The sequence below is a fragment of the Xanthobacter sp. DMC47 genome, from assembly GCF_056313845.1.
Window position 1 is genome coordinate 1149908 of the sequence record NZ_JBQUZM010000001.1, and the last position, 23771, is coordinate 1173678.

The 23771-nt window shown below is 68.5% G+C and carries 20 protein-coding genes and 1 tRNA gene; 16 read left to right on the top strand and 5 right to left on the bottom strand.

The window, feature by feature from the left end; all coding sequences use genetic code 11:
* The first annotated feature begins 557 nt into the window (after positions 1 to 557).
* On the top strand, positions 558 to 3761 hold the full coding sequence (treS, locus tag ACT54R_RS05355; RefSeq protein ID WP_476324310.1) for a maltose alpha-D-glucosyltransferase: 3204 nt from the start codon (positions 558 to 560) through the stop codon (positions 3759 to 3761).
* Between the two features lie 86 nt (positions 3762 to 3847).
* A complete protein-coding gene (locus ACT54R_RS05360; RefSeq protein WP_476324312.1) occupies positions 3848 to 4231 on the top strand; it encodes a hypothetical protein in 384 nt (127 codons plus the stop codon).
* Positions 4232 to 4264: 33 nt separating this feature from the next.
* Here ACT54R_RS05360 and ACT54R_RS05365 read toward each other — a convergent pair whose 3' ends face one another.
* Positions 4265 to 5221, bottom strand: coding sequence for a pirin family protein (locus tag ACT54R_RS05365; protein ID WP_476324314.1), 957 nt, complete (start codon positions 5219 to 5221; stop codon positions 4265 to 4267).
* Between the two features lie 263 nt (positions 5222 to 5484).
* On the opposite strand from ACT54R_RS05365, the gene ACT54R_RS05370 reads away from it, so the two are divergent.
* The 4 genes from ACT54R_RS05370 (at position 5485) to ACT54R_RS05385 (ending at position 8516) form a co-directional block, all read left to right on the top strand.
* On the top strand, positions 5485 to 5649 hold the full coding sequence (locus ACT54R_RS05370; RefSeq protein ID WP_081762738.1) for a Flp family type IVb pilin: 165 nt from the start codon (positions 5485 to 5487) through the stop codon (positions 5647 to 5649).
* A gap of 28 nt (positions 5650 to 5677) precedes the next feature.
* Positions 5678 to 6148, top strand: coding sequence for a prepilin peptidase (locus ACT54R_RS05375; RefSeq protein WP_168459600.1), 471 nt, complete (start codon positions 5678 to 5680; stop codon positions 6146 to 6148).
* A 126-nt stretch (positions 6149 to 6274) separates the two neighbouring features.
* Complete coding sequence (locus ACT54R_RS05380; protein WP_476324316.1) at positions 6275 to 7642, top strand: leucyl aminopeptidase family protein; 1368 nt, start codon at positions 6275 to 6277, stop codon at positions 7640 to 7642.
* A gap of 16 nt (positions 7643 to 7658) precedes the next feature.
* Positions 7659 to 8516: a C40 family peptidase gene (locus tag ACT54R_RS05385; RefSeq protein WP_476324318.1), complete on the top strand. Its 858-nt coding sequence runs from the start codon at positions 7659 to 7661 to the stop codon at positions 8514 to 8516.
* Between the two features lie 26 nt (positions 8517 to 8542).
* Here the strand turns inward: ACT54R_RS05385 and ACT54R_RS05390 are convergent, their stop codons facing one another.
* Entirely contained in the window at positions 8543 to 10171 is a 1629-nt protein-coding gene (locus tag ACT54R_RS05390) for a sensor domain-containing diguanylate cyclase (RefSeq protein WP_476324320.1), read from the bottom strand.
* A gap of 136 nt (positions 10172 to 10307) precedes the next feature.
* On the opposite strand from ACT54R_RS05390, the gene ACT54R_RS05395 reads away from it, so the two are divergent.
* The 7 genes from ACT54R_RS05395 to ACT54R_RS05425 all read left to right on the top strand — a co-directional run bounded on the left by ACT54R_RS05395 (position 10308) and on the right by ACT54R_RS05425 (position 16569).
* Positions 10308 to 11006: a YggS family pyridoxal phosphate-dependent enzyme gene (locus tag ACT54R_RS05395; RefSeq protein WP_476324322.1), complete on the top strand. Its 699-nt coding sequence runs from the start codon at positions 10308 to 10310 to the stop codon at positions 11004 to 11006.
* Between the two features lie 44 nt (positions 11007 to 11050).
* A tRNA-Glu gene (locus tag ACT54R_RS05400) sits at positions 11051 to 11126 on the top strand.
* A 611-nt stretch (positions 11127 to 11737) separates the two neighbouring features.
* A complete protein-coding gene (gene fabI, locus ACT54R_RS05405) occupies positions 11738 to 12502 on the top strand; it encodes an enoyl-ACP reductase FabI (RefSeq protein WP_476324324.1) in 765 nt (254 codons plus the stop codon).
* Between the two features lie 77 nt (positions 12503 to 12579).
* Positions 12580 to 13992, top strand: a complete 1413-nt coding sequence (locus tag ACT54R_RS05410) for a bifunctional enoyl-CoA hydratase/phosphate acetyltransferase (protein WP_476324326.1) — start codon at positions 12580 to 12582, stop codon at positions 13990 to 13992.
* On the top strand, positions 13989 to 15194 hold the full coding sequence (locus tag ACT54R_RS05415) for an acetate/propionate family kinase (RefSeq protein WP_476324328.1): 1206 nt from the start codon (positions 13989 to 13991) through the stop codon (positions 15192 to 15194). The genes ACT54R_RS05410 and ACT54R_RS05415 overlap by 4 nt, the downstream gene beginning before the upstream one ends.
* Before the next feature lie 17 nt (positions 15195 to 15211).
* The gene (locus tag ACT54R_RS05420) at positions 15212 to 15865 is read left to right on the top strand and encodes a CoA transferase subunit A (protein ID WP_476324330.1); all 654 of its coding nucleotides are present in this window, start codon (positions 15212 to 15214) and stop codon (positions 15863 to 15865) included.
* A gap of 50 nt (positions 15866 to 15915) precedes the next feature.
* Positions 15916 to 16569, top strand: coding sequence for a 3-oxoacid CoA-transferase subunit B (locus tag ACT54R_RS05425; protein WP_476326397.1), 654 nt, complete (start codon positions 15916 to 15918; stop codon positions 16567 to 16569).
* Between the two features lie 48 nt (positions 16570 to 16617).
* On the opposite strand, the gene ACT54R_RS05430 is transcribed toward ACT54R_RS05425, so the two are convergent.
* The 3 genes from ACT54R_RS05430 to ACT54R_RS05440 all read right to left on the bottom strand — a co-directional run bounded on the left by ACT54R_RS05430 (position 16618) and on the right by ACT54R_RS05440 (position 20995).
* On the bottom strand, positions 16618 to 19026 hold the full coding sequence (locus tag ACT54R_RS05430) for a DUF3141 domain-containing protein (RefSeq protein WP_476324332.1): 2409 nt from the start codon (positions 19024 to 19026) through the stop codon (positions 16618 to 16620).
* A 255-nt stretch (positions 19027 to 19281) separates the two neighbouring features.
* The gene (locus ACT54R_RS05435; protein WP_476324334.1) at positions 19282 to 20175 is read right to left on the bottom strand and encodes an alpha/beta fold hydrolase; all 894 of its coding nucleotides are present in this window, start codon (positions 20173 to 20175) and stop codon (positions 19282 to 19284) included.
* 82 nt (positions 20176 to 20257) lie between these two features.
* Positions 20258 to 20995, bottom strand: a complete 738-nt coding sequence (locus tag ACT54R_RS05440) for an IclR family transcriptional regulator domain-containing protein (RefSeq protein ID WP_476326399.1) — start codon at positions 20993 to 20995, stop codon at positions 20258 to 20260.
* Positions 20996 to 21152: 157 nt separating this feature from the next.
* Here ACT54R_RS05440 and ACT54R_RS05445 point away from each other — a divergent pair, with 157 nt between their 5' ends.
* From ACT54R_RS05445 to pcaF, 3 genes are read left to right on the top strand one after another with little or no spacing between them, the layout of a single operon-like run.
* Complete coding sequence (locus ACT54R_RS05445; protein ID WP_476324336.1) at positions 21153 to 21875, top strand: 3-oxoacid CoA-transferase subunit A; 723 nt, start codon at positions 21153 to 21155, stop codon at positions 21873 to 21875.
* Positions 21872 to 22555, top strand: a complete 684-nt coding sequence (locus ACT54R_RS05450; RefSeq protein ID WP_024280635.1) for a 3-oxoacid CoA-transferase subunit B — start codon at positions 21872 to 21874, stop codon at positions 22553 to 22555. Before ACT54R_RS05445 ends, ACT54R_RS05450 begins: the two co-directional genes overlap by 4 nt.
* Before the next feature lie 9 nt (positions 22556 to 22564).
* The gene (pcaF, locus tag ACT54R_RS05455) at positions 22565 to 23767 is read left to right on the top strand and encodes a 3-oxoadipyl-CoA thiolase (RefSeq protein ID WP_476324338.1); all 1203 of its coding nucleotides are present in this window, start codon (positions 22565 to 22567) and stop codon (positions 23765 to 23767) included.
* The last annotated feature ends 4 nt before the right edge of the window (positions 23768 to 23771 follow it).

Below are 23771 nucleotides of genomic sequence, written 5' to 3' on the forward strand. Positions count from 1 at the left end.
GTCCTCCGTGTCGGCTGTGGGGCAGCTGGGGCTTCGCGTCAGGTTCTGCCGGCCAACGGCGTTCCGCGCCTCCCGCATATTGGGGAGAGCGGCAAACGCGCGACGCATGACCGGAACGGCGGCAGGCTCCTCTGAGCCCCCACGACCGGTGAAACGTGAATCGGCGCGTATGGTTCCAGCGCGCCGATAAAATAATTTCAGATGCCATCCTTCATTTTCGGGATGCCGGGCGCGCCCCCTTCGCAGCAAATGAACCTGCGCCGATATTGCCACGGCAAACTGACGCGCCGGCCGGACGGCATTCCCCCGCATGCCGTCCGGCTGCCCCAATTCTCCCCTGAACTCTCCCTGACAGACCGGAACCGCCACGCTCCAGCCGCGTTAGGCAAGCGTGGCCGCTCGCCCGGCGCGTCCGCCGAAGCGGCGACGTATCGGCCGGGCCGCCCGCCCCTCCACGACGGTCCAAGGGAGCACCGTGCCTTTCCGCCCCGCCCCGATCTCGTCCGCCCCCGCCGCCGCGCGCGGCGCAAAGTCCTCCGGAACCGGGAGCCTCGGCCATGCCTGAGCCCGTCACCGCCGGCGACAACCCTCTGTGGTACAAGGACGCCATCATCTACCAGCTGCATGTGAAGTCGTTCTTCGACGCCAATGACGACGGCATCGGCGACTTCCGCGGGCTGATCTCCAAGCTCGACTATATCGCCGAACTCGGCGCCACCGCCGTCTGGCTCCTGCCCTTCTATCCTTCGCCGCGCCGAGACGACGGCTACGATATCGCGCTCTACGAGGGCGTGTCGCCGGATTACGGCACCATGGACGAGGCGCGGCGCTTCATTGCCGAGGCCCATGCCCGCGGGCTACGCGTCATCACCGAGCTGGTGATCAACCACACGTCCGACCAGCATCCGTGGTTCCAGGCCGCGCGGCGCGCGCCAAAGGACAGCCCCGAGCGCAACCTCTACGTCTGGGCCGATGACGACAAGGGCTATCCGGGCGTGCCCATCGTGTTCTGCGACGTGGAGAAGTCCAACTGGAGCTGGGACGAGGTGGCCGGGCAGTTCTATTGGCACCGCTTCTACGCCCACCAGCCGGACCTCAATTTCGACAATCCGGAAGTCCTGGAGCGCGTCCTCTCCGTCATGCGCTTCTGGCTGGACATGGGCGTGGATGGGCTCAGGCTCGATGCCGTCCCCTATCTGGTGGAGCGCGAGGGCACCGACTGCGCCAACCTGCCCGAAACCCACGCCATCCTAAAGAAAATCCGCACCCATCTCGATGCGCACTACACCGGCCGAATGCTGCTCGCCGAGGCCAATCTCTGGCCGGAGGACACCCAGCAATATTTCGGCCCGAACGCCGACGAATGCCACATGGCGTTCCACTTCCCGCTGATGCCGCGCATGTACATGGCCATCGCCAAGGAGGACCGCTTCCCGGTCACCGACATCCTGCGCCAGACGCCAGCCATCCCGCCGACCTGCCAGTGGGCCATCTTCCTGCGCAACCACGACGAGCTGACGCTGGAGACCGTCACCGACGCCGAGCGGGACTATCTGTGGAGCATCTACGCCTCCGACCGCCGCGCCCGCATCAACCTAGGCATCCGCCGCCGCCTCGCCCCCCTGCTGGAGCGTGACCGCCGGCGCGTCGAGCTGATGAACTCGCTGCTGCTGACCCTGCCGGGAACGCCCGTCATCTATTACGGTGACGAGATCGGCATGGGCGACAACATCCATCTCGGCGACCGCGACGGCGTGCGCACGCCCATGCAATGGTCGCCGGACCGCAACGGCGGCTTCTCCAAGGCCGATCCTGAGAAGCTGGTGCTGCCGGTGATCCAGGACCCGCTCTACGGCTTCCCGGCGGTGAATGTAGAAGCGCAGTCGCGCGATGCCCATTCCATGCTGAACTGGACGCGGCGGTTCCTCGCCGTGCGCAAGGAGCATCTGGCCTTCGGGCGCGGCACCTTCCGCATGGTATTCCCGCGCAACCGGCGCATCCTCGCCTATCTGCGCGAATATGAGGACGAGGCGGTGCTGTGCGTCGCCAACCTCGCCCACACCTTGCAGGGCGTGGAGCTGGACCTCGCCGAGTTCGAGCGGCGCGTGCCAGTGGACCTCGTCAGCGGCACCAGCCTGCCGGCGCTGGACCGTGCGCCACTCGTGCTCACCCTGCCCCCCTACGGCTTCTACGCCTTCCGCCTCTCCACCACGGCGGCGGAACCCTCATGGCGCGATCCGGCGCCGGAGATGCTGCCGGAGTTCGCGACCCTCGTGGTGCGGGACGGGCTGATGGGCGCCCTCTCCGACGCCCACCGTACGGCGATCGAGACCGAGGCGCTGCCGCAATATCTGGCGCGGCGGCGCTGGTTTCCCGGCACGGCCAAAGACATCGGCGCGGTGCGCATCGGCTGGGTCATGCGCCTGCCGGGCACCGAGCGGGAGGTGGCCATGGCGGAGATCGAGGCCGATCTCGCCGGGCGCACCGAGCGCTTCCTCATGTCCTTCTGCGTGGCGTGGGAGGACCAGCATCCCCCCGCCATTGCCGAGCAACTGGCCCTCACCCGCGTGCGGCAGGGCCGGCGCGTGGGTTTCCTCACCGACGCCATGGTGCTCGACGGGCTGCCCGCCGGCGTGCTGCGCGCGCTGCGGCAGGCCCAGCCGGTGCCCCTGCCCGATGGCGGGGCGCTCGTCTTCTCACCCACCGACAGGCTCGCCGGGCTCGACGTGGAACGCGGGGCGTTGTGCGAACTCGCCGACGCGGATGAGCCGGCCGCGAGCCTCGTCGTCACCGACAGGGTGGCGGTCAAGCTCTTCCGCCACATGGAGTTCGATCGCACCGGCGAGATGGAGATGGCGCGCCACCTCACCGCCCTCGACTTCCCGCACGTGCCGCCGCTGATCGGCGCCGTTACCCGCACCCGGCCGGAAGGCGGATCGGCTCAGGTGGCACTCGCCTATGGGTTCGTGCGCAACCAGGGCAATGCCGCCGGCTGGACCATGGCGCAGGTGCAGCGTGCCCTCGATGCCGCCGCGCTGCCGGACGGCGGCCACCCGCATTTCGAGGAAGAGGTCGCCGGCGTACTCCGACTGCTGCGGAGCAGCGCCCGGCATCTTGCCGAACTCCATGTCGCCCTGTCGGCCCCGTCCGGCGATCCGGCCTTCGCGCCGGGGGTTGCCGGCCCGGATGAGATCGAAGGCTGGCTCCACCAGGCCATGGACGCCCTGCGCGGGAGGGCGGATGCGCTCGCCGGCATCGATGGCGAAGGGCTCCGTGCGATGATGCAGGCACGCATCGCCGAAGCCCAAGGCGGCACCTCGCTCCCGGTGATCCGTATCCACGGCCGCTTCGATCTCGACCACCTGCTGGTGTCGGGCAGCGATGCGGTCATCACCGGCGCGCAGGGCGGGCGGGAGAGCGCATGGCGCGACGTGGCCGAACTGCTCGCGTCGCTGGAACAGACCCTCGCGCGCGTTTCCGCAGGAGAGGCCGGCGTCGCCCGCGATGCTCCGGAACTGAGGGCCGATCTGCTTTCGGCGTTCCGCGCCCGCGCCGAGCGCGCCGTGCTCGCCGCCTACATGGAAGGCGCGCCCGATGGCGGCAGGGGGCGGCCGCTGCTCGACGTCTTCCTCATGGAGGCCCTCGCGCGGCGGCTCGAAGCGGGCCTGGACACGCGGCCGGGCGTGCGGCGGGAGATCGCCGCCGGGCTCGCGCGTGTCACCGCCCGACTGGTGCGGCAGGAAGCGCCGCTCGATGCGTGAGAAGGAGCCACGGGCTTAAGGGGGACTGACGGTAGGGGAACGGGCCGGCCCGGCCGCTCGTTGATTGCGCAGAGGAGACCGATGCCATGAAGCCCACTGCCTCCACCAACGCCCCCCGCACCGCACCGCTCGACGAACGGCTTGACGAGGCGCTGGAGGATTCCTTCCCCGCCAGCGATCCGCCGGCCGTGACCCGCGCGCCGAAAGCCGACGGCGAGCCCAGAGACGAGGCTCGACAGCAAAAGGAGCAACTCTCCGACGAACTGGACGAGGCGCTGGAAGACTCCTTCCCCGCCAGCGACCCGCCCTCCCTCACCCGTGCGCCGAAGCCCGAGGGCGATCCGGCGGCGGGCGCGCGGGAAGAAAGCGCTAGCGAAAAGAAGCGGGCTTCAAGGAAGCTCGACGAAGCGCTGGAAGAAACCTTCCCGGCCAGCGATCCCCCGGCACTGGTGCAGCCCGGCAACGGGTGAGCGATCCGACGCGCAGCTTGCGTCCGTGCCCCTTCAGCCCCGTGGGCTCTGGGGGCGCGGCCGGCCGGCACCGTCGTCCGGGGCCGGGATGAATTCGTCGTGATCCATGGGGATCAGGTCGAACCGCCCCTCCCGCCACGCCGCCTTGGCCGCATCCAGCCGGTCAAGGCTCGATGACACGAAATTCCACCAGATGTAGCGCGGCCCCTCCAGAGGCTCGCCGCCCACCAGCATCAGCCGCGCGGGGGTCCGCGCCCGCACGGAGGTGGCAACGCCGCGCCGGATCACCAGCATCTGGCCGGGCGGGAAGGCGGTGCCGTCCACCTCCACCTCGCCCTCCAGCGTGAACAGCGCGCGGTCCTCGTGGGTGGGATCCACCGGTACATGGGCCCCGGCGGCGAGTTGCACCTCCACATAGGTCGCGGGCGAAGCAAGCGCGACCGGCGAGGTCGCGCCGAACGCGCTGCCCAAAATAACCCGCGCCTTGACCCCGCCGTCCGCCACCACCGGCAGCGCCTCGCTGTCCGCATGGAGGAAGTCCGGGGTGGTTTCCTCCAGCGCCTTGGGCAGCGCGATCCAGCTCTGGATGCCGAACAGCGGCCCGCCGCGTGTCTTTACCGCGGCGTCGTGCCGCTCGGAATGGACGATGCCGCGGCCGGCGGTCATCAAATTCACCGCGCCCGGCTCGATCACCCGCTCGGAGCCGAGGCTGTCGCGGTGAATCATGCTGCCTTCGAACAGATAGGTCACGGTGGCGAGCCCGATATGCGGATGCGGCCGCACATCCTGCGCCTGCGCGGCCGAGAACCGCACCGGCCCCATCCGGTCGAAGAAGATGAAGGGGCCAATCATCTGGCCCTGCACGGAGGGCAGCACACGAGCCACCTCCATGCCGCCGATGTCGTGGGCGCGCGGGACGATGACGGTCTCGACGGCCGCGCAGCTTGCGGCATCGCCGGGGACGGGATCGGGGGAGGGGGAGAAGCTCATGGGGCGAGAGTGCCGGCCTGGGGCGCCGCCGTCAAAGGGCGATCCGCCACCCGGCGTCAAAGGCGCGCGAGCGGAACCGTTAACCTTTCGCGCAGCCAGCACGCACCGCGGGCCTTCCCGGCCGCCGTTTTTTACTTCCCCGCAAGGGGCCGGCCCTAGCGTCGGCTCAGCCCCGACACCCCCGTCGCGGCATCCAAGCCGCGGCATCCTCGTCGCGGCGCACTTTGCGGCGCTCACGCGCCGCAGCTGACCGGATCTGAGCCATGAAGCTTCTGTTCTCGCGCTTCATCAAGGAAGAGGACGGCTCCACCGCCCTCGAATACGGCCTCATCGCCGCCGGCCTCTCCATCGCCATCGTCACGGTGCTGGTGCAGATCGCCTCCACCTTCGCCCGGCTGCAAGCCTCCTCGGCCGCCGCCGGGAACTGACGGCGCCATGGGGATGGGGCACTTCAGGATGGCCGAGCTTCTCCTGCTCGGCCTTTATCCGGCACTGCTGTGTACCTCGATCGGCGCGGACCTCGCCCGCCGGATCATCCCCAATGCCGTGGTGATCTGCCTGATCGCGGCCTTCGCCGCCGTCACTGTGCTCATCCCCGTTCCCGACCTGCTCTTCCGGCTGGCCGCCGCCGGCACCGTGACGGCGCTGGGCTTCTCCCTGTTCGCCGAGGACATCATCGGCGCGGGCGACGCCAAGCTTGCCGGCGCCATCGTGCTGTGGGTGGATCCGCTGCACCTGCCGCTGTTCGTGCTCGCCACCGGGACCATTGGCGCCCTGCTCGGCATCGCCGCAGCGGCGCGCCACCGCCTTGCGGGTGCGGCCGGCGCCGAACTGCCCGAGCGGCACCGCACCAGCCTGCCCTATGGCGTGGCGCTCGCGGGCGCGGGCCTCATCATCCATCCCCTGTCCAGCCTGCTGCATCCCTGACACCCGCTTGCGCAGGGCCGGGTCTCTTGCAGGCGACCGCGGGGCGGACCACCATGCGCCGTCTGCGCGGCGCCGGATGGCGGAACCATTGCCTGTCCCCCCGGCGCGGCGCGAGGAGTTCCGTTGATGATCGACTGCTTTGCCCCGTCGTCCGCCGTCAGCCTGCCCGTCTGGTGCGTCACCAAGGACACCTTCGCCTCAGCTCCCATCCCCGAGGCCGCGCGCCGCTTCGCGGAGGCGGCCGGATTCTCCGGCGCCGCCGGCAAGCTGCTGCTGCTCCCGAACGTCGATGGCGGGCTGGCTGGCGCCCTGTTCGGCATCGCCCCCGCGCCCAAGGCCGACGCCTTCGCCACCGGCGCCCTGCCCGGCCTGCTCCCCGAAGGCACGTGGCGGCTGGAAGGAGAGGTTCCAAGCCCCCGCCTCGCCGCCGTCGCCTTCGCGCTGGGCACCTACCGATTCTCGGCCTATCGCAGCGCCAAGGCGCCGAAGGTTCAGCTCGTGGTGCCGGAAGGTGTGGACGCCGCCCAGCTCCGCCGCACGGTGGAGGCGGTGACCCTCACCCGCGATCTCGTCAACACCCCGGCCAATGACCTCGGCCCGGCCGAGCTGGAGGATGCGGCCCGCAGCCTTGCCGCCCGCCACGGCGCGCGCTTCCGCTCCATCGTCGGCGACGCATTGCTGGCGCAGAACTTCCCCTTGATCCACGCGGTGGGCCTTGCCGCCGCCCGCGCCCCGCGTCTCATCGAGATCCGCGCCGGCGATCCCAGCCACCCGAAGGTGACGCTGGTGGGCAAGGGCGTGTGCTTCGACACCGGCGGCCTCGATCTGAAGCCCTCCTCGGCCATGCTGCTGATGAAGAAGGACATGGGCGGTGCCGCCAATGCCCTGGGCCTCGCCCACATGCTGCTGTCGCGCGGCGCGAAGGTGAATTTGCGCGTGCTGATCCCGGCGGTGGAGAACTCCGTGTCTGGCGCCGCCTTCCGTCCCGGCGACGTGCTGCGCAGCCGCAAGGGCATTTCGGTGGAGATCGGCAACACCGACGCCGAGGGCCGTCTCGTTCTGGCCGACGCCCTCGCCCTCGCCGACGAGGAGGCGCCCGACCTCGTGATCGATTTCGCCACCCTCACCGGTGCCGCCCGCGTCGCCCTCGGCCCGCAGCTTCCGGCTGCCTTCACCGACGACGAGGACTTCGCCGCCGACCTTTCCCGGCACGCCATGGTGGAGGCTGACCCTCTTTGGCGCCTGCCCCTGTGGGCGCCCTATGCGGGGATGCTCGATTCGAAGGTGGCGGACATCAACAACGTCTCGTCCGGCGGTTTCGCCGGCGCCATCACCGCCGCCTTGTTCCTCGCCAAGTTCGTCGAGCAGGCCCGGTCCCATCTCCACCTCGACCTGTTCGCCTGGAACCCCAGCAGCCGGCCGGGCCGGCCCGAGGGCGGCGAGGCGCAGACCATCCGGGCGCTGGACGCGCTCATCGCCGAGCGGTTCGGCTGAGGAGAGGGGCTGAGCCATGGCCTTCTCCTTGCCCCTGGGCCTCGACGCCCGGCTGACCCCCGCCCGCGCAGACCTCGCCGCCTCAAGCCTCAAAGGACTGGTGGATGTGCCCCGCTTCGTGGAGGGCGAGATGCGGCGGGTGGCCGTGCCGGTCGCGCCCCTGCGCCGCCGCCCGGCGAGCGACGCCCCGCTGGAGACCGAGGCGCTGTTCGGCGAGCGGGTGCGCCTGTTCGAGGAAGATGCCGAAGGCTGGGCCTGGGTGCAGCTGGAGGCGGACAATTACGTGGGCTACATGCCCGCCGAAGCCCTCGCGCCGGAGGGTTCGGCGCCCGCGCACAAGGTGTCGGCGCTCAGGACCTTCCTGTTTCCCGGGCCGGACATCAAGCTCCCGCCCCGCGACGCGCTGGTGTTCGGTAGCCGCGTGGTGGTGCGCTCCATCTCGGGCGGCTTCGCCCTGACGACGGACGGCTGCCTGCCGGCGGTCCATGTCGTGCCCGCGGACGAGCGCGAAGGCGATTTCGTCACGGTGGCCGCCCGCTTCATCGGCGTGCCCTATCTGTGGGGCGGGCGCTCCAGCCTCGGCATCGACTGCTCGGGCCTTGTGCAGACCGCGCTCGCCGCCACCGGTGTGCGGGCTCCACGCGACAGCGACATGCAGGAAAAGGCCATCGGCACGGCGATTCCGCTCGATGCGCCCGTCAAACGCGGCGATCTCCTGTTCTGGCCGGGACATGTGGGCATAGCCGAGGACGCGGAAACACTCCTGCATGCCAACGCCTTCCACATGGCGGTGGCGCGCGAGCCGCTGACCGGCGCGCGGGAGCGCATCAAGGCCGCGGGCCTCGACCTCAGGACCATCCGCCGGCCGGGCTGAAGGCTCCCGCATCGGCCATCCGCGCATCAACCGTGGGCGATCACCCGGTCGCGGCCGGCGCGCTTCGCCTCGTAGAGTGCTGCATCTGCGGCGGCGATCAGGGCGTCCGGGCTCCCCTCCGCCGTCGGCACCACCGAGGCAACGCCGAAGCTGGCCGTCACCCGCCGCCGCGGGGCGGCGGGATGCTCGATGGCGATTTCGGCGAGCAGACGCCGCACGTCCTCTGCGAAGGAGACGCCGGCCACAACGTCGGCGCCCGACATGAGCACGACGAACTCCTCGCCGCCATAGCGCGCCACGAGATGCGAGGTGCCGGCCGCCGCCGCCGACAGCATGCGCGATACCGCCCGCAGCGCCTCGTCCCCCTGGAGGTGGCCGCGGGTATCGTTGAAGGCCTTGAAGTGGTCCACGTCCAGCATCACCAGCGTGAGCGGCATCCCCTCGCCGCGCGCCCGCACCCAATCCTGCGAGAACTGCACGTCGAAGGTGCGGCGGTTGGCGAGGCCGGTGAGTCCATCGGTCCGCGCCAGCGAGGCGAGGCGCCCGTTCATGGTCCGCAGCTCGTTGTTGCGCTGGGACAGGCGCCGGGCCATCTCGTTGAAGGCATTGACCAGGGGGGCAAATTCCGCGACGCCCATGTCCTTCACATGGTCCGCCTCGCCGCGCCCCACCGCCGCGACAGCCCGCGTGAGCCGGGCGATGGGCGCGATCACGATCCGCTCCTCCGCAACCCAGGCTAGCAGCAGGAAACAGGCCAGCGCGACGAAATACGCCAGCGCCGTCGAGCGGACCTTGCTGTCGATCGGCCCAACCGCCTTCGCCGTCTCGATACCCACGGCGATGCTGATGGGCAGGGGACCGAAGCTTTCGAACGCGAAGATGCGCTCCTTGCCGTCGTAGCCGGGCACCCTGACGATGCCGGCCGCTTCCCCTCTCACCGCGCGCGTCAGGGGGTGATCGGGAAAGCTGTGCTCGACGATGTCCGGCATGGTTGGGTATCGCACCAGCACGGTACCGTTGATGCCGATGAGATCGACCACCACGCCCAGTTCCACGGCGCTTCCGGCCGCGATCCGCGACAGCCATTGGAGGTCGAGCACCACGCCGGTCACGGCACGCACCGCGCCGCCGGGCCCGCGCTCCGCCCGCATCAGGAAGACCGAATTGCGCCCGCTCACCCGCGAGACGAACATCCCGGTCATCATTGACCCCTCCGAGGCGATGGCCTCCTGGAAATAGTCCCGCTCTGCGATGTTCACGCCGAGCGCGAGGGGGGCGTGGGCGCAACGGACGATGCCCGCCGCATCAGCGACGAAGACGCCCTGGATGCCGGCAACCTCGTCCGCGAGCCGCGAGAGGTAGCGGTTGCAGGCGGTCGGGTCCTCCATCAGCCGCTCGGCCGTGCGGGATACGACTTCCAGCGTGGTCAGCGCCCGGGAGATGCCTTCAAGCTGCGCCAGCTTGGCGCTGCGGGCGAAGCCTCTCACGTCCTCCTCGAGGGCGGCGACCTGATCCTGGCGCTCGGCCATCAGGGCAAGCATCCGCTCGACCGACAGGGGCACGGCAACGAGGCAGACCAGGAACAGCACGCGCAGACGCAGGCTCGAACGCCGTCCGGGCGCGGCGCCGCCGTCTCCCCCGATACGCTCGACCATTCCGGCCCGCCCCCCTGCCGCTCGGGAACTTGAGCCGAGCCGCCGTCTCCTTCTACCCGCTTCTTGATTGGAAGGGGAGATCGGTTCATGTCCTCGTCTGCGGGCACAGGGCCGGCGCAACGGCGGGAGCAGGAACATGAACGACGGCGGAAGGGCGCCGGAAAGCGCAGTCCGGCTTGCGGCGGTGCGCCGCGAGATCGCCGAGAGCTGCGCGGAATGCGGCCGTCCGACCGATCAGGTGACGCTGGTCGCCGTGTCCAAGACCTTTCCGGCGGAAGACATCCGGCCGGTGCTCGACGCCGGTCAGAGGGTGTTCGGCGAAAACCGGGTGCAGGAGGCGCGGGACAAATGGCCCAACCTCAAGCAGGACTATCCTGATGCGGAACTCCACCTCATCGGCCCGCTCCAGTCCAACAAGGCGCGGGAAGCCGTCGCCCTGTTCGACGTGATCCACACCGTCGACCGCCCGAAGATCGCCGCCGCACTGGCCGAGGAGATGTCGCGCCAGGACCGCCGGCCGCGGCTGTTCGTGCAGATCAACACCGGTGCCGAGCCGCAGAAGGCGGGCGTGCTGCCGGAAGATGCCGATGCCTTCATCTCCCAATGCCGGGATATCCACAGGCTTGAGATCGCCGGACTGATGTGCATTCCGCCGGCCGAGGACGTGCCCGACCCGCACTTCGCCCTCCTCGCCGAAATCGCTGCCCGCAACGGTATTTCGGGCCTTTCCATGGGCATGAGCGCCGACTTTTCCGCCGCCATCCGCCAGGGCGCCACCCACGTGCGGATCGGCAGCGCCATCTTCGGCCACCGTCCCACGCCGGAGAAGGCTTGAAGTCCCCCGCATTCGCCGCTATAGAGCCCTCCTCCTCGCGAGATGCTCCCATCGTCTAGCGGTCTAGGACGTCGCCCTCTCACGGCGAAAACAGGGGTTCGAGTCCCCTTGGGAGCGCCATTATCCACTCAGCTCCAATAACTTACCCACCGTGATACACACGCGGGGTACGTTTATGGGGAAATGGATCCAGCGGGCTCCTGTTTGCGGGAGACCCGCCGCGGCATTGTCCGATATGGGACAACTATCGCAGCAGAGCCGCATCCGGCGCCGCACGAGACGTAAGCTCGTTCGTTGTGTGGCCCGCAGCGCAAGGCTTGTGGTCAATGCACCGGTCAGCCTCGTGCTCGCTTCAGGCGGGGACGATCGGGCAGAAATTCCACATGGCGCGCTTTCACGTTATTTCCACCACGGATTTGGCCTTCTCGGCGAAGGTAGCTTGAGCAGCCCCCGGTAAAGGCATTTTTAGGACCTCACTTCGCCCCCACCGAGGGGTTCGCGGCGGAAATCCCGGATGCGTGGCTGCGCCCTTTGAACAAAAGGCGTCTAAATACAGCATCTATAATACGGCACATATTATAGACACTTCGGCCGCGCGGATTCTTATTGACATACATCAATTATAATTCAGACACGATTGCTTCGCGAAACTTATGCAAATGGCTTCTAGTGTGCGACGGAAACGAACTTTCCAGTCGTCGCGCGGGAAGCCGCGCGCCGGGGAGCGGCGCATGTTCAAGCTTCAGAATCAGCGGGCTCTTGTGGTGGGCGTGGCCAACGACCAGTCCATCGCCTGGGGCTGCGCCAAGGCCCTGCACGAGCAGGGGGCGGATGTCGCCATCACCTATCTCAACGAGCGGGCCGAGGCGCACGTCCGTCCGCTCGCCGAAAGCATCGGCGCCGAAATCATCCTGCCCCTCGACGTGAGCGTCCCCGGCCAGCTTGAAGCGGTCTTTGCCGAGATCACGGCCCGCTGGGGCCGGCTCGACACCCTTTTGCACTCCATCGCCTTCTGCCCGAAGGAGGATCTGCACGGCCGGGTCATCGATTGCTCGGCGGAGGGCTTCGCCAAGGCCATGGACGTTTCCGTCCATTCCTTCCTGCGCATGATCCGCCTCGCCGAACCGCTGATGCGCGAAGGCGGCACCTGCATGACCGTCTCCTTCTACGGGGCCGAGAAGGTGGTCGAGCACTACAACATCATGGGCCCGGTGAAATCCGCCCTCGAATCCGTGGTGCGCTATGCGGCGGCGGAAATGGGCGAGAAGCGCATCTCCGTCCATGCCCTCTCGCCCGGCCCGCTGAAGACCCGCGCCGCCTCCGGAATCGGCCATTTCGACGACCTTCTCACCGCCGCCGCCGAGCGGGCGCCGACCCACCTCCTTGCCTCCATCGAGGACGTAGGGGCTTTCGCCGCCTTCCTCGCCAGCCGCGAGGCCGCCAACGTCACCGGCGGTGTTCACCAGATCGACGGCGGCTACAGCATCATCGGCTGAGCCGCGGCCTCCCCTCGTCTCAGCATTTCCTTCCGGCGCCGCCCCGGGGGGCGGCCCACACTGAAGGCGCCCCGCGCATGAAACGTGAGAACAGGACATTCAGCGAGCTTCAGGTCGGCGACAGCGCGGAACTGCGCCGCGTCTGCACGGCGGACGATCTGTTCGTGTTCGCCACCGCGTCGGGCAACCACAATCCGCTGCACCTGCCCGGCTACGATCTCGACCAGGATGGCCGGCAGGACGACGTGACGGCGCCGGCTATGTGGGTGGGCTCGCTCATCTCTGCGGTGCTGGGAAACATCCTGCCCGGCGCCGGCACGCGCTACCGTTCCCAGAATTTCGAATTCCTTGGCCGCGCCAAGGCCGGCGACGATCTCGTCGTCCGCGTGCGTCTCACCGAGAAACGGGACGACGGCGACGTCATGCTTTCCACCACGGTCCATCGGGAGGAGCCGGAAGAGTTGCTGCTCAGGGGCGAGGCGGTGGTGACGGCGCCGCAGACCAAGATCGAATACGAGGAGCAGCACATTCCCGGCCTCCTCGTCGAGCGCCATCGCCACTTCGACGCACTCGTCGCGCGGGCCGAGACGCTGGAGCCGCTCACGGTGGCGGTGGTCGCGCCCGAGGAGCCGAACTCCCTCGGCGGCGCGCTGCTGGCGGCGCGGCACCACCTCATCACGCCCATTCTTATCGGTTCGCGCGTGAGGATCGAGGCGGCCGCGAAGGAGACGGGCGAGACCCTCGAGGGCGTCGAGATCATGGACGTGGCCGACCATGCCGCCGCGTCGAACCTTGCGGTGGACCTCGTGGCCCAGCACCGGGCCGGCGCACTCATGAAGGGCCACCTGCACACGGACGAACTGTTGCACGCCGCCCTGCGCAAGGAGAACGGCCTGCGCACGGGGCGTCGCTTCACCCACATCTTCGTCATGGACGTACCGGGGCTCGCGCACCCGCTGCTGGTGACGGATGCCGCCATCAACATCCAGCCCGACCTCGCCACCAAGATCGACATCGTGCAGAACGCCATCGATCTCGCCATCTCCCTCGGCATCCCGCAGCCCAAGGTCGGCGTCCTGTCGGCGGTGGAGACCGTGAATCCGCAGATCCCCTCCTCCGTGGACGCGGCGCTCCTGTCCAAAATGGCGGAGCGTGGCCAGATCACCGGCGGCCTCGTGGACGGGCCGCTCGCCATGGACAATGCGATTGACGTCGCCGCCGCCCGCACCAAGGGCATCGTTTCTCCCGTCGCCGGCCATGCCGAAATCCTGGTGGTGCCCAACCTCGATGCCGGTAACATGGTTGCCAAGCAGCTCACCTACGTTTCCCATGCCGAGGGAGCGGGGCTGGTGATGGGAGCGAAGGTGCCGATCATCCTCACCTCGCGCGCCGACAGCGCCAAGGCGCGCCTCGCCTCCTGCGCCGTCGCCGCCATCCACCACGTGCGCATGAGCGCCCTCGTGTCCGCCGCCCGGGACGGTGCCCGATGAGCACGCTGCCGGTTGCCCTGACCCTGAATGCGGGCTCTTCGTCGCTGAAGTTCAGCCTGTTCGACATCTCGGGCGAGCCGAGGCAGATGGCCATCGGCCTCGTGGAGAACATCGGCAAGCAGCCGCGGCTGAACGCCGATCTGGGCGAGGCCCTGCCCGCCGTGACACGCGAGCTGAAGCCCGAGGAAGCCGCCGACCACACCGCTGCGCTCGCCACGGTGCTCGCCTTGCTGCGCGCGAGCTTTCCCGGCGCCAAGGCGTCCGTGGTGGGCCACCGCGTGGTCCATGGCGGCCCCCATTATGCCGAGCCTGTGGTGGTGACGGATCAGGTTATGGCGGAGCTGAAGCGCCTTTCGCCCTTCGCGCCCATCCACCAGCCGCATAACATCGCCGGCATCGAGGCGGCGCGGGCGGCCTTTCCGGAGGCGCTGCAGGTGGCGTGCTTCGACACCGCCTTTCACCGCCACCACCCCAAGGCGAACGACGTCTTCGCCCTGCCCCGCGAATATTATGACAAGGGCATCCGCCGCTACGGCTTCCACGGCCTCAGCTACGAATATGTCTCCGGTGAGCTGAAGCGCATCGCGCCGCAGATCCATGCCGGCCGGGTGGTTGTGGCGCACCTCGGCAACGGCGCCTCCATGTGCGGCATTCTCGGCGGACGCTCGGTGGCGTCCACCATGGGCTTCACAGCCCTCGACGGCCTGCCCATGGGCACGCGCTGCGGCCAGGTGGACCCGGGCGTCATCTTCTACATGGTGCAGCAGGAAGGCCGTAGCATCGACGAGGTGCGGGACATCTTCTACACCAAGTCCGGCCTGCTCGGCCTGTCGGGCATTTCCAACGACATGCGCATCCTGGAGAGCGCAGGCGTGCCAGAGGCCAACGAGGCCATCGACTATTTCGTGTTCCGAATCCGCCGCGAGCTGGGCGGCCTCGCCGCGGCGCTCGGCGGCATCGATGCCCTCGTCTTCTGCGGGGGCATCGGCGAAAATTCCCGCAAGATCCGCCGGCGCATCTGCGACGGGCTGGACTGGATCGGGCTGGAGCTGGACCATGACCGCAACGACAGCAATGCGCGCGTGATCTCGACCGATTTCAGCCGGGCGCGGATCATGGTGGTTCCGACCAACGAGGAAATCGTCATCGCACGCGCCGCCAAGCGACTGTCCGCGGCCCCGGAAGCGGCGGCGGCGGAGTGAGGCAAGGGGGGGGATAGATGAGGAAGGCGATCAGACCGGAGGAAGCAGCGGACATCGTGCCCGATGGTGCCGTGGTGCTCATCGGCGGCTTCATGGGCGTGGGGACGCCCGAGCGCATGATCGATGCACTGGTGGCGCGCGGGGTGAAGAACCTCACCGTGGTGGCGAACGATGCCGCCATGCCGGGCAAGGGCATCGGCAAGCTGGTCAGCGCCGGCGCCGTCTCCCGGGCGATCATGTCGCACATCGGGCTCAACCCCGAGATCCAGAAGAAGATGATCGCGGGCGAGGTGGAGGTGGAACTGGTGCCGCAGGGCACGCTGGTGGAGCGCATCCGCGCCGCCGGCGTCGGCCTCGGCGCCGTCATCACGGCCACCGGCATCGGCACGCCCGTGGAAGAGGGCAAGCAGGTGCTCGAAATCGACGGCAAGCGTTATCTGGTGGAAAAGCCCATCCATGGCGACTTCGCGCTGATCGCCGCGCAGCAGGCCGACTATGCCGGCAACCTGCTCTATTCGCTGACCGCCCACAATTTCAATCCGATCATGGCGCTGGCCGGCCGCACCGTCATTGTCGAGCCGGAAATGATCGTCCCGATCGGCGTGATCCCACCGGACGCGGTGAAGACGCCGGGCGTGCTCGTGGACCACATGCTCGCGAGGGCCGCGTGATGGATGCCAAGGTCATCGATACCAAGCTGGCGGATCGCGCCCGCGCGGGCATGAGCGCCAAGGAAGTGATCGCCCGCCGCGTCGCGCAGGAGATCAAGCCGGGGATGCTGGTCAATCTCGGCATCGGGCTGCCGAGCATGGTGGCCAATTACATCCCCCACGACTACGGCGTCTACTTCCAGGCGGAAAACGGGGTGATCGGCCTCGGTGCCCGCCCGCCCGAAGGCATGGAGGACCCGCACCTCACCGATGCCGGCGGCGGATTCGTGACTGCCGTGCCGGGAGCGGCGTCCATCGACAGCGCCATGAGTTTCGGCCTCATCCGCGGCGGCCATCTCGACATGACCGTGCTCGGCGGCCTCCAGGTGGACGAGCGCGGCTACCTCGCCAACTGGATGGTGCCTGGCAAGATGGTGCCCGGCATGGGCGGCGCCATGGATCTCGTTGCGGGCGCCAAGCGCGTGGTCGTGGCCATGGTCCACTCGGCCAAGGGCGAGGCCAAGATTGTGCCGGAATGCACCCTGCCCCTCACCGCCATGCGTCGCGTCAGCCTCATCGTCACCGAGCTGGCGGTGATCGAACCGACGCACGAGGGCTTGTTGCTGCGCGAGCGCGGCCCCGACGTGCGCGTCGAGGACATTCTCGCCCAGACATCGGCGCGCCTCATCGTCGAGGACGACGTGCCCGAGATGCGGATCGGCTGACGTCCCGCCCGCGCCGCGTCCCCGCCTGTCCCCCGCTCCTTGGCGGCGCTACTGCGCCGCCTCCGTCAGGGTGCGGAGCGGGTCGCTGAGCACATCCATCGTCGCCGGCGGCAGGCCGAGCACCTCGCGGAAGCGCTGGAGCATGGCGAGGGTGCGCGGCTCCATGTCCGCGAGGACCCCGGGCACGAACTGCACCACCTCGGCGGCCCGGCGCCGCTCCTCCGGCGTGCGCAGCAGGTCCGGCAGGGTCTCAATGGCCGCGGAGCCGGCATACTCCACGATCAGGCTCTGCTCGTGGATGATCTGCGCGCGCTGCGCCGTCTTCAGCGAGCGGAACGGTTCGTCCTTGGTGAGCACGCGGGCCGATCGCTCCAGCCGGTCGCGCCGCACGGCGCCGCGCGCATCCGCCAGGAGGATCAGCATGCGGATGACCGCCTCCACGAAGCCGCCCGAAGAGACGTGCAACAGCGCCGACTGCACTTCCGGAAGGCCGATCAGCTCTTCCTTGGACTTGTGGGTCCGCTCGAAATTGAAGTTGCGGCCGAACCAGCGCATCTGCGGCGTGGCATAGATGCTGAAGAAAAGCGTTTCATACCAGGCGTCGCGCACGTCGCGGATGATGTCGAAGCTCTGCTCGATGGCATCGGCGACGAGCCTCTCCGCAAGGACGAACGGGTTGTCCTCCGCCGCCGGCTGGCGGCTCTGCGCCGTCGCCAGGGCCGCGCCCGGCAGCCCGGCGAGGAAGGGATTGCGGGACGAGAGCAGGGCCCGCTGCACCCGAAGCGGATGGAGCTGCCGCCCCAGTTCCGCGCTCGCCTTCGTCACGCTGGCCTGCACCCACGGCCGCACGAGGATGTCGTAAAGCTCGCCCTGAAGCTCGGACAGGCGCTCAACGGCGCCGAAGGGCACTTCGTCCTGGCGGCCATCGCCATAGCCGGGCAGGTCGGAGAGCCGACGCTCCGAGAAGGACACGGTGAAGTGCTTTCCGGTGCCGTCCTGGGTCTCGTCCTCGATGTGCATCTCATAGAGGCCGGGAGCCAGCGCCTCGATGGTCTTCAGGGTGGAGGCCACCTCCTGATGCTCGCGCTTGGCGATGGAGGAGGAGACGAAGATTCCGAGATGCCCGATGGAATCATGGATCATGTAGACGATGCGCTGGCCGCGGATCTTGATCTCGGTCTCATCGGCGTAAGCGTCCATGATCCAGTTCACGGCCTGCTTGACCGGCGTGATGTTGTCGCCATGACTCGCGAACACGATAATGGGCGAGCGGATCTGCTTGACGTCCAGAACGCGACCATGCTCGAGGCGCGCCTCGTTTCGGGCGAGCTTGTTGCCGACGAACAGCTCGCGCACGATCCACAGGATCTCCGGCTCGTTGAGCAGGAAGAAGCCGCTCCACCACTTCTCGAATTCCAGGAAGCGGCCGCGCTCGGTGTCGACCTTCTCGAACACGTCGTAGTATTTGCGAAACCAGGTACGGCCCGGGTTCAGCATTTCGAAATTCAGTACCAGCCAGGCGCCGTCGAAAACACCGTCGCCATAGTCGGACCAGAACATGGGCTGGACCTGCCCGCCGAGCAGGCCGGCATTGTAGCGCATGGGGTTGGAACCGACGTCGCCGGACCAGGTTTCCACCGGGGCGCCATTGAGCACCAGCGGGCCTGTGATGTCGGGATTGGAGGCGCCGAGCACCAGCGTCGCCCAGCCGCCCTGGCAATTGCCGATCACGACCGGCTTGGGCGCGTCCGGGTGCTTCTCCTGGACATAGCGGACGAACGACGCCTCGGCACGCGCCACGTCAGCCAGCGTCTGGCCCGGCTCGGGATTACGCCAGAAGGCCGTGAAGTAGACGGGGTGGCCCGCCTTCAGCGCCACGCCCACCTGGCTGTCCGCCTTGAAGCCGCCGATACCGGCGCCATGGCCGGCGCGCGGATCAATGATGACGTACGGGCGCTTGGCGTCGAAAACTTCGACCCCCGGCGGCGGAGTGATCTTCAGCAGCATGTAGTTGCAGGGGCGCGGAAGCTGGCGGCCGTCCACGGCGATCTCGTAGTCGTAGATCAGCACCGGCGGGCAACCTGCCGCCTCATGCGCGAAAAAGGTATCGCCACGCTCGCGCAGGCAATCCGCCATCAGGATCGTGCGCTGGGCACGGTCGGTGGCGTATTCGCGGAATTCGCCGAACAGCGCCAGGGGCGAAGTGCGAGGCTTCGTCACCTCGGCGACGAGCCCGGTCAGGGCATTGAAGGTGCTGCGCAGGCGCTCGCCGTGGGTGGCCGAAATGCTGTTGAAATGGCGGCCGGCCGCCTTCGACGTTAATTCGCCCAGGGTCGACCACTCCGAGAGCTGGGCGGTGAGTGCGAGGGCGCGCTGCCGGGCTGTCCATGCGTTGCCGTCGGTTACAGCCGTGAAGAACGGATTGCGATCACCCGCCTTGCTGTCCGCAATATTCACCGCGCTCTCCCGTGGAACGACAGTCTATTCCGGCCGCATCACGCGCTCCGAACACTAATGACTGCAGCCCACTTCTTAGCTGAGCATTGCTTCAATACGGTGTCTGTCCCCGATCAAAATAATTGAGCCGGCTCGCTTATGAAGTCGCACTGGAGACCGTGCGCGTAGGTTGGCGTAGACTGGATCAAGCGGCCAGGGCCGATGGAACATATTTGAAGATGCGACAAGGGACGGCTCTTGCCGGGGGCGTCACCGTCATCCGGCCTGCTTCCGCTTCGCCTCGCCCACGTCCCCCTGCTGCGGCGGCGCCTCTTCAACGGTGAAGGCGCAGCGGTCGAGCCATTCATGGATCGCCGCCAGCGCCTCCGGCTCATCGAGGAACGGCGTGTGGCCGCGATCGGCCACTTCCGCATAGATCATGTCCGGCCGCCGGGCCGCCATCGCCGCCGCGGCACCCGCGCTCAGCACATCCGAATTGGCGCCACGGATCAGGGCCAGCGGCACACGCGCACAGGCGTCGAAGAGCGGCCAGGCATCCGTCGCCGGTGCCGCCAGGGCTTTCTGGAACGACAGGCGCAGATCGGGATCATAGGGCAGGCCCACGCCGTCCGCCGTCTGGACGTAGCGCCGGATCGTCTCCTCCTCCCAGCGCAATTCGGGCACGTGGTGGAAGCCGGGCATGGCCTGCGGCATGCGGTCGGCGATTTCCTCCAGCGTGGTCACGGCGGGCTCGACGCCGATATAGGCGCCGATGCGTTCGAGGCCCGCCCGCTCCATCACCGGACCGACGTCGTTGAGGCACACGCCGGCCACGCGCGCCGGCGCCTTCATGGCCATCAGCATGGCGAGGATTCCGCCCCGCGAGGAGCCGATGATGGCGGCGCGATCGATATGAAGATGATCCAGCAGCGCCAGGGCGTCGTCGCTTTCCTGGAGGGCCGTGTAGGTGTCGGCCCCGGTCCAGGCCGAGTCGCCCCGCCCCCGGCTGTCGAGCCGGATCAGCCGCACATCGTGCAGGTGCCGGCCGAGATAATCGAAATCGCGGCTGTTGCGGGTGAAGCCGGCGAGCGCCAGCAGCGGTCGGCCCGTACCAACGTCCGAGAAGGCGAGGCTTGCGCCATCCTGCGCGTGAAAGGTGTCTCTTTTCATGGCGTCCCGCGTGCTCGCAGCATCCTAGCATCGTGCGGGCGGCTGTGCTGCGCCTTGATCCATCCCAGGGTGTCCGCTCTTCCTAACGCAGGATCTTGCGGATTTCGCCTTGCACGCGAACGAGCGCCGCCAGATAGCGCGCCGCCAGCGTGTCGGCATCGCCGGCAAGCGCGGACAGGCCGAGGTTGAGTGCCGCCACGGTGGTGCCCCGCGCCGTGAGGAGCGGCACCGCGATGGAGCACAGACCGAGTTCCACCTCCTGGTCGATCACCGCATATCCGCGCTCCCGTGCGTCGCGCACGGCCCCCATCACCGCCACGGGATCGGTCAGCGTCAGGGGCGTGCGCGCTGCGAGGGGCCGCGCGCGGAGGCGGCGCATAGCCTCGGCCTCCGGCAAGGCAGCGAGCAGCACGCGGCCCATGGAGGTGCAATAGGCCGGCAGGCGCGAGCCGGGGTTGAGAGCGATGGACATCACCTTGCGTTGCGCCGCGCGCGCCACATAGACGATCTCGTCCTCGTCAAGGACGGAGACGGACGAGCTTTCCCCCAGTTCTTCCGAAAGCCGGTCGAGCCAGGGCTGCACCATCTGGGGGAGCGGCATGGCCGCAAGGCACGCGGTGCCGAGCCTGAGCACGCGGGGCGTCAGGGTGAAGAACTTCCCGTCATAGTCCGCGTAACCGAGGTGGGCGAGCGTGAGCAGGCAGCGCCGCGCCGTTGCCCGGTCGAGCCCGCTGGCGGCGGACACTTCGGCAATGGACTGGCGCGGCCGTTCGGCGGTGAAGGTCTCAATCACCGCAAGACCCTTGGCGAGGCCGCCCATGGTGTCGCGCTGGGAAATGCCGGTCACGGAGCCTCTCGGTTTGTGCGATATGTCAACAAATATCCTATATCGCACAAACCGGATTGAAGTCGAGGCTGGCGTTTTTTATTCGTCGGGTATCGAAAGGGGCGCCGCCCCGGGCGCAACAGGGATGTCCATGGACAAGACGATCGCCACACCCGCGGAGGCGGTGGCCGATATCGGCGACAACGCCACGGTGATGATCGGAGGCTTCGGCGGCTCCGGCGCGCCCATCGAGCTGATCCACGCGCTCATCGACCGCTTCGTGAAGACCGGCTCGCCGCGCAACCTCACCGTGGTCAACAACAATGCCGGCAACGGCCATGTCGGCCTCGCCGCGATGATCGAGGTGGGGATGGTGGGCAAGCTCATCTGCTCCTTCCCCCGCTCGGCGGATCCGCGCGTCTTCACGCAGAAGTATCTCGCCGGGGAGATCGCGCTGGAGCTGGTGCCGCAGGGCACCCTCGCGGAGCGCATCCGCGCGGGCGGCGCCGGTATCCCGGCCTTCTACACGCCCACCTCCTACGGCACCGAACTCGCCAACGGAAAACCCACCGCCGAGTTCGATGGCCGCTCCTATGTGCAGGAGCGCTGGCTGAAGGCCGATTTCGCGCTGGTGAAAGCGCATCTCGGCGACCGCCTCGGCAACCTCACCTACAACAAGGCAGCCCGCAATTTCGGCCCGCTGATGTGTTCGGCCGCGCGGCACGCCATCGTGCAGGTGTCGCAGCTGGTGCCGCCCGGCACCATCGATCCCGAGCATGTCGTCACCCCCGGCATCTTCGTCTCGCGCGTGGTGGAAGTCTCCAACCCCGCCCAGGAAGAGCTGCTGAACCGCGCCGGAGCAACCTATCCATGACCGCCAGCGACGATACCAAGCTCTCCAACGCCCAGATCGCCTGGCGCGCGGCGCAGGACATCGCCGACGGGGCCTATGTGAACCTCGGCATCGGCTTTCCCGAGATGGTCGCACGCTATCAGCCCGCCGGCCGCGAGGTGATCTACCACACCGAGAACGGCATCCTGGACTTCGGCCAGGAGCCGCCCGCGGGCGAGGAGGACTGGGACCTCATCAACGCCGGCAAGAAGGCGGTGACGCTGAAGCCCGGCTCGGCCTTCTTCCACCATGCGGACAGCTTCGCCATGGTCCGCGGCGGCCATCTCGACGTGGCCATCCTTGGCGCCTACCAGGTCGCGCAGAACGGCGACCTCGCCAACTGGAGTGTCGGCGCCAAGGGCGTGCCGGCGGTGGGCGGGGCCATGGACCTCGTTCATGGCGCGAAGCGCGTCGCCGTCATCACCGAGCACGTCACCAAGTCCGGCGAGCCGAAGCTGCTGGACCGCTGCACCCTGCCCCTCACGGGTGTCGGCTGCGTCACGCGGGTCTATACCAGCCTCGCGGTGGTGGACATCGAGGGTGGCCGCTTCGTGCTGCGCGAGAAGCTGCCCACCATCACGCTCGAAAAGCTTCAGTCGCTTACCGGCGCGGAGCTGGTCATCGCCGGCCCGGTGGCCGATCTCGTCGTTCCAGAGCTGTAGGAGCCCGCAATGAAGGACGTCTTCATCTGCGATTATGTCCGCACGCCCATCGGCCGCTTCGGCGGCGCGCTCGCCTCGGTGCGGGCGGACGATCTCGGTGCCGTTCCCCTAAAGGCGCTGATGGCGCGCAATCCGGGCGTCGATTTCGCCGCCGTGGACGACGTGATCTTCGGCTGCGCCAACCAGGCGGGCGAGGACAATCGCAACGTCGCGCGCATGTCGCTGCTGCTGGCCGGCCTGCCGGTCGGCGTGCCGGGCACCACCATCAACCGGCTGTGCGGCTCGGGCATGGATGCCATCATCGCCGCCGCCCGCGCCATCAAGGCCGGGGAGGCCTCCCTGATGATCGCCGGCGGCGTGGAATCCATGTCCCGCGCCCCCTTCGTGATGCCCAAGGCGGACACCGCCTTCTCCCGTCATGCGGAGATCCACGACACCACCATCGGCTGGCGCTTCGTGAACCCGCTGATGAAGGCGCAGTACGGCGTGGATTCCATGCCCGAGACCGGCGAGAACGTGGCCGAGGACTTCGCCGTCAACCGCGCCGATCAAGATGCCTTCGCCCTGCGCTCGCAGGCCAAGGCGGCGGCGGCGCTGGCGAACGGGCGGCTGGCGCGGGAGATCGTCCCCGTCGCCATTCCCCAGCGCAAGGGCGAGCCCCTTCTCGTGGAGCGCGACGAGCATCCGCGCGCCACCACCATCGAGGCGCTGGCGAAGCTCCCCACCCCATTCCGCAAGGGCGGCACGGTGACGGCGGGCAACGCCTCCGGCGTCAATGACGGCGCCGCGGCACTGATCCTCGCCGATGCGGAGACGGCCGCGAAATACGGCCTTACCCCCATCGCCCGCGTGCTGGGCGGAGCAGCGGCCGGCGTGCCGCCGCGCATCATGGGCATCGGCCCGGCGCCGGCCTCCAAGAAGCTCATGGCGCGCCTCGGCCTCACCCCGGCCGATTTCGACGTGATCGAGCTGAACGAGGCCTTCGCCTCCCAGGGCCTCGCCACCCTGCGCGATCTCGGCATCGCGGACGACGATACCCGGGTGAACCCCAATGGCGGCGCGATCGCCCTCGGCCATCCGCTGGGCATGTCCGGCGCGCGCATCACCGGCACGGCGGCGCTGGAACTGTCGCTCACCGGTGGCCGGCGCTCTTTGAGCACCATGTGCATCGGCGTCGGCCAGGGCATCGCGGTGGCGCTGGAGCGGGTGTGATCGC

Excerpts from the sequence above, each read along its gene's own strand:
- treS (WP_476324310.1), top strand. The coding sequence starts at position 558 with ATGCCTGAGCCCGTCACCGCCGGCGACAACCCTCTGTGGTACAAGGAC.
- ACT54R_RS05360 (WP_476324312.1), top strand. The coding sequence starts at position 3,848 with ATGAAGCCCACTGCCTCCACCAACGCCCCCCGCACCGCACCGCTCGAC.
- ACT54R_RS05365 (WP_476324314.1), bottom strand. The coding sequence starts at position 5,221 with ATGAGCTTCTCCCCCTCCCCCGATCCCGTCCCCGGCGATGCCGCAAGC.
- ACT54R_RS05370 (WP_081762738.1), top strand. The coding sequence starts at position 5,485 with ATGAAGCTTCTGTTCTCGCGCTTCATCAAGGAAGAGGACGGCTCCACC.
- ACT54R_RS05375 (WP_168459600.1), top strand. The coding sequence starts at position 5,678 with ATGGCCGAGCTTCTCCTGCTCGGCCTTTATCCGGCACTGCTGTGTACC.
- ACT54R_RS05380 (WP_476324316.1), top strand. The coding sequence starts at position 6,275 with ATGATCGACTGCTTTGCCCCGTCGTCCGCCGTCAGCCTGCCCGTCTGG.
- ACT54R_RS05385 (WP_476324318.1), top strand. The coding sequence starts at position 7,659 with ATGGCCTTCTCCTTGCCCCTGGGCCTCGACGCCCGGCTGACCCCCGCC.
- ACT54R_RS05390 (WP_476324320.1), bottom strand. The coding sequence starts at position 10,171 with ATGGTCGAGCGTATCGGGGGAGACGGCGGCGCCGCGCCCGGACGGCGT.
- ACT54R_RS05395 (WP_476324322.1), top strand. The coding sequence starts at position 10,308 with ATGAACGACGGCGGAAGGGCGCCGGAAAGCGCAGTCCGGCTTGCGGCG.
- fabI (WP_476324324.1), top strand. The coding sequence starts at position 11,738 with ATGTTCAAGCTTCAGAATCAGCGGGCTCTTGTGGTGGGCGTGGCCAAC.
- ACT54R_RS05410 (WP_476324326.1), top strand. The coding sequence starts at position 12,580 with ATGAAACGTGAGAACAGGACATTCAGCGAGCTTCAGGTCGGCGACAGC.
- ACT54R_RS05415 (WP_476324328.1), top strand. The coding sequence starts at position 13,989 with ATGAGCACGCTGCCGGTTGCCCTGACCCTGAATGCGGGCTCTTCGTCG.
- ACT54R_RS05420 (WP_476324330.1), top strand. The coding sequence starts at position 15,212 with ATGAGGAAGGCGATCAGACCGGAGGAAGCAGCGGACATCGTGCCCGAT.
- ACT54R_RS05425 (WP_476326397.1), top strand. The coding sequence starts at position 15,916 with ATGAGCGCCAAGGAAGTGATCGCCCGCCGCGTCGCGCAGGAGATCAAG.
- ACT54R_RS05435 (WP_476324334.1), bottom strand. The coding sequence starts at position 20,175 with ATGAAAAGAGACACCTTTCACGCGCAGGATGGCGCAAGCCTCGCCTTC.
- ACT54R_RS05440 (WP_476326399.1), bottom strand. The coding sequence starts at position 20,995 with ATGGGCGGCCTCGCCAAGGGTCTTGCGGTGATTGAGACCTTCACCGCC.
- ACT54R_RS05445 (WP_476324336.1), top strand. The coding sequence starts at position 21,153 with ATGGACAAGACGATCGCCACACCCGCGGAGGCGGTGGCCGATATCGGC.
- ACT54R_RS05450 (WP_024280635.1), top strand. The coding sequence starts at position 21,872 with ATGACCGCCAGCGACGATACCAAGCTCTCCAACGCCCAGATCGCCTGG.
- pcaF (WP_476324338.1), top strand. The coding sequence starts at position 22,565 with ATGAAGGACGTCTTCATCTGCGATTATGTCCGCACGCCCATCGGCCGC.